Raw genomic sequence first — 3,670 nt, 5'->3', positions numbered from 1 at the left:
GTGGTGGACACGCCCGTCGTTTGAAGTTCTGTGGATAACCTGTGCACGGATTGTTGGCAAATGGCTCTTTTTTCAACATAACTAGCTGATTTTATTGAATATTCAAAAAAAGAATAAAATCACCAAAACCGTGCATAAGTTTTTCCAGCTATAAAAAAACCGGTCCTGATGACCGGTTTTTTTGTGCCTGTGAAAAAGCCGTTACTCATTCATCCAAAAGGGGCAAACGTAGGCTGAAGGCGGTGCCTTTGCCCAGTGTACTTTCGCAGTCGATCCGGCCTCTGTGGCGCTCAACCACCGCTTTAACCATCGTCAGCCCCAACCCCAGCCCTTCGCTGCCCTGTGCAGAATCAAAGCGCCGGTACTGGCTGAACAGCTCCGGCAAATCCTCTGGTGCTATACCTGGGCCCTGGTCGCTGATCCGGCATTCCAACCAGCCCTGCTCACTGGCGTGACTCAACCTGACGGTAGTCCCGGAAGGTGAGTATTTGACGGCATTCTCCAGCACGTTAAACAACGCACGCGTCAGCAGCGATTGGTCGGCTGACACCATGCCTTCGTCAGTCTCATCCAGATCATGAACCAGGTGTATGCCTTTGAGCTGGGCGATCACTGCCACTTGGTCGAAGGCATCCATCACCAACATGGCGAACAAAGTCGGCTGGAATTGATAGCCGTCGGCCTCAGCTTTCGCCAACTGCACAAATGACTCCGTGAGGCTCAGCGCACGTCGAACTTGTTGTTCGACCTGGGCAAACACCGGCGACTCACCGCTGTGCACATCCAGTAACGCGAGGATGGCCGAGTGGGGCGCGCGCAGGTCATGGGACAGGAACCGCAGCATGGTTTCTCGATGCTGCTGGGCCTCGCGCTCTTTGCTCAGGTCGGTGAGGCTCAGCAGCCAGCCGAGGGCGATGTCCCCTTCAGCCGGTAGCAACGGGGCAAGCTCCATGCGCAGGCTGCGTTGATGGATGTCGCGAAACTCCACCAATTCCAACGCCGACAGGGCGGGGCGCACGCCATTGTGCAGCGGTGGATAGCCCAGATCGGCAAGTTGCTCCAGCAGGTTTTCGGTGACCAGGTCATTACCGAACACCTCACGGGCAATGCGGTTAGCCAACAGAATATTGCCGCGGGGGTCGGTAATCAGCGTGGCCACCGGCAGGCATTCCAACCCATCGGCCATAAAACGGCGGGTGTCCCGCGTGCGGCTGACGGCCTGTTCCAAGGCAAAAATGCGTGCTTGCAACACATCACCACGGCTGGCGGGTGCGCGGCGACGTTCGGGAAGCACCTTGGGCTCGTTATCCAGACGCGCCAGTTCCCAACCGAAATAGGCCAGGATCACACTCAGGCGACGCCAATTCCAGATCAGGTAGCTGAGCAGCAAACCGATCAAACACGCGGCGGGGGACCACCAGTGACCCAACCGCAGTAACCCCAAAGCGATAAGCAACGCCGTGAGCATGCAGCCCACGGTCATCCACAGGGCATAGCGGGGACGATGAAGCAGCAGGCCCAGCAGCACCGCCACAAGACTCGTCGCTAGCAGCGCCGCCAGCCATCCTGGCAGATCCACGATGCTGCGTCCCTGGAGCAAGGCATTGAGAACGTTGGCCTGGATGTCCAACCCGGCCGTGGCGCCGACAGCGGAGGAGAGCGGGCTGAAAAAATAATCGCCCAGGCCTGAGTCCATCGCCCCCACCAAAATCAGGCGGCCATGCAGCATTTCAGGTGGTACCTCACCATGCAATACGCTGACATAAGAGACGCTGGGAAACCGGGTATCAGACGCAATAACGGGGACACGAACCCCATACTCGCGCTGCCAACGTTGCGATATCGACGCCTGCGGGGTGCCCGGCATCGGGTTCGGCTCCCTGCCCATTTCATAAGCCAACCAGGCCAACTGCGGGACGGTGGCACCGGCAGGTCCCTCACGTAGGTACAGACTGCGCACCACGCCATCAGGGTCGGCTTCTACGTTGATATGGCCCAGCCCTTTGGCACATTTAAGCAGGGGCAACATTTGCGCGTCGGCCTGGCTGTAGCGAGAAGAGCCTTCGCGAACCAACGGCAGCACTACATTGCCGGCGTTACATAAGGCGTCAGACAGGCGCTTGTCGCTCGCAGGTTCTTCAGGTTCGCTGAAGATGACATCCAACAGAACTCCTTCCGGTTGTGCAGCGTTGAGGCGGTCAATCAAATCGGCGTGCACGCTGCGTGACCATGGCCACGGCCCCAGTTTCTTGAGGCTCGGTTCGTCGATGGTCACCAGCAATACGCGCGGATCCACCGGTAGAGGAGTGAGGCGGCGAAAAGTGTCATAGAAGGAGTTATTCAGCGCCAACCCCGAACTCACCGACAGGTAGGCCGTCATAGGCAGCAGCAGCAAGCCAATCCACACCCATTCGCGCACCAGGCCATGAAACAACCGCTGGGCGTGGGTCGGTTGGCGTTTTTCAGCCTTGCCCCAAAGCATCATAGGTCACCGTATCTAAGCAGTGGCTGGATAGGCACACACGCCTTGACCCCAGTGAAGCTCATTTTCGACCCGCTGGAGGATGTTTCCTGCTTGAAGTTCATGAAGGCATTGCCCGTGGCGAATTGAGCACGATGGGATTATTTGGCGGTAACTCGGACAGGAGTCTACGACAGCTCATGCGTCGGCTGATCCTTTTCCTTACTATCGGGAGTCGGTATCTTCCCTACCTGAGTAGCGAGGATTTCCATGTTAACCGCTCATGGACTTCAGCCTACCGAGAGATCCAGGGAGCGCCGTTTCTGAGCACAATTCTTCAGATTCAACGGCCGGCATCTGCGCAGTACGTGCCTTGATCAGGCTGACGGCTGCCGTACTCTTCAATGAAAGGACCCACCCATGCGTGTCGCAATACTGGATGACGAACCCGCGGAATTGCGCCGGGTGGAACAGACACTGCGACAGATCCCTGGTACCACTGAACAGCCTTGGACCCTGCATTGTTTCGAGCGGGGTGAAGACCTGCTACGCCAGTTACGTCGAGAAACCTTTGATCTACTGATACTCGACTGGCAGTTGCCAGACATCACCGGTATCGCACTGCTGCGCTGGACACGCGAACACATGGATGCGCCCCCTGCGGTCATTATGCTGACCAGCCGTGACGCTGAAAGCGATATTGTCACGGCGTTGAACAGCGGTGCCGATGACTATGTCAGCAAACCGTTTCGCCCGAATGAATTGAAGGCGCGTGTCAGCGCGGTTCTTCGACGGCATGGCCTGCAAAAATCCACGACCCATGAACTGCAAAGTTTCAACGACCTGACTTTTGACGATGCTGAACTGACAGTCACCCGCGCAGGAAAACCGATCAACCTCACCGAGCGCGAGTACCGATTGGCCAGCTGCCTGTTCGCCAATCTGGCGCGTCCGCTGTCTCGCGAATACCTTTATGAGCGATTCTGGACGCACGAAGAAATGGTCTCGTCTCGGCCGCTAGATACGCATATCTATCGACTGCGTAATAAGCTGGGACTGACTGCCGATAGGGGATGGCAGCTGTTAACCATTTATGGATATGGCTATCGCTTGGAAAGTGTTCCTACCAGCTCGGCGGGTTAAGTAGGCCGATGTTCCACGTGGAGCATTTGCAAAACTGGTCATCCAACAATCGGCATAGGGGACGGC

Annotated in this window: 2 protein-coding genes; one reads left to right on the top strand and one right to left on the bottom strand. The window is 57.1% G+C overall.

The features are described from left to right. Positions 1–205 precede the first annotated feature (205 nt). Positions 206–2,485: a CHASE2 domain-containing protein gene (locus YA0848_RS17660; protein ID WP_169867665.1), complete on the bottom strand. Its 2,280-nt coding sequence runs from the start codon at positions 2,483–2,485 to the stop codon at positions 206–208. A gap of 396 nt (positions 2,486–2,881) precedes the next feature. On the opposite strand from YA0848_RS17660, the gene YA0848_RS17655 reads away from it, so the two are divergent. After that, complete coding sequence (locus tag YA0848_RS17655; RefSeq protein WP_034111079.1) at positions 2,882–3,604, top strand: response regulator transcription factor; 723 nt, start codon at positions 2,882–2,884, stop codon at positions 3,602–3,604. Positions 3,605–3,670: the final 66 nt, after the last annotated feature.

Origin of the sequence: Pseudomonas sp. S4_EA_1b (genome assembly GCF_016307435.1) — a bacterium.
Classification (GTDB): domain Bacteria; phylum Pseudomonadota; class Gammaproteobacteria; order Pseudomonadales; family Pseudomonadaceae; genus Aquipseudomonas; species Aquipseudomonas rhodesiae.
Note: the sequence above shows the minus strand (reverse complement) of the source record. Positions and strands in the feature narration are given on the sequence as shown.

Excerpts from the sequence above, each read along its gene's own strand:
- YA0848_RS17660 (WP_169867665.1), bottom strand. The coding sequence starts at position 2,485 with ATGATGCTTTGGGGCAAGGCTGAAAAACGCCAACCGACCCACGCCCAG.
- YA0848_RS17655 (WP_034111079.1), top strand. The coding sequence starts at position 2,882 with ATGCGTGTCGCAATACTGGATGACGAACCCGCGGAATTGCGCCGGGTG.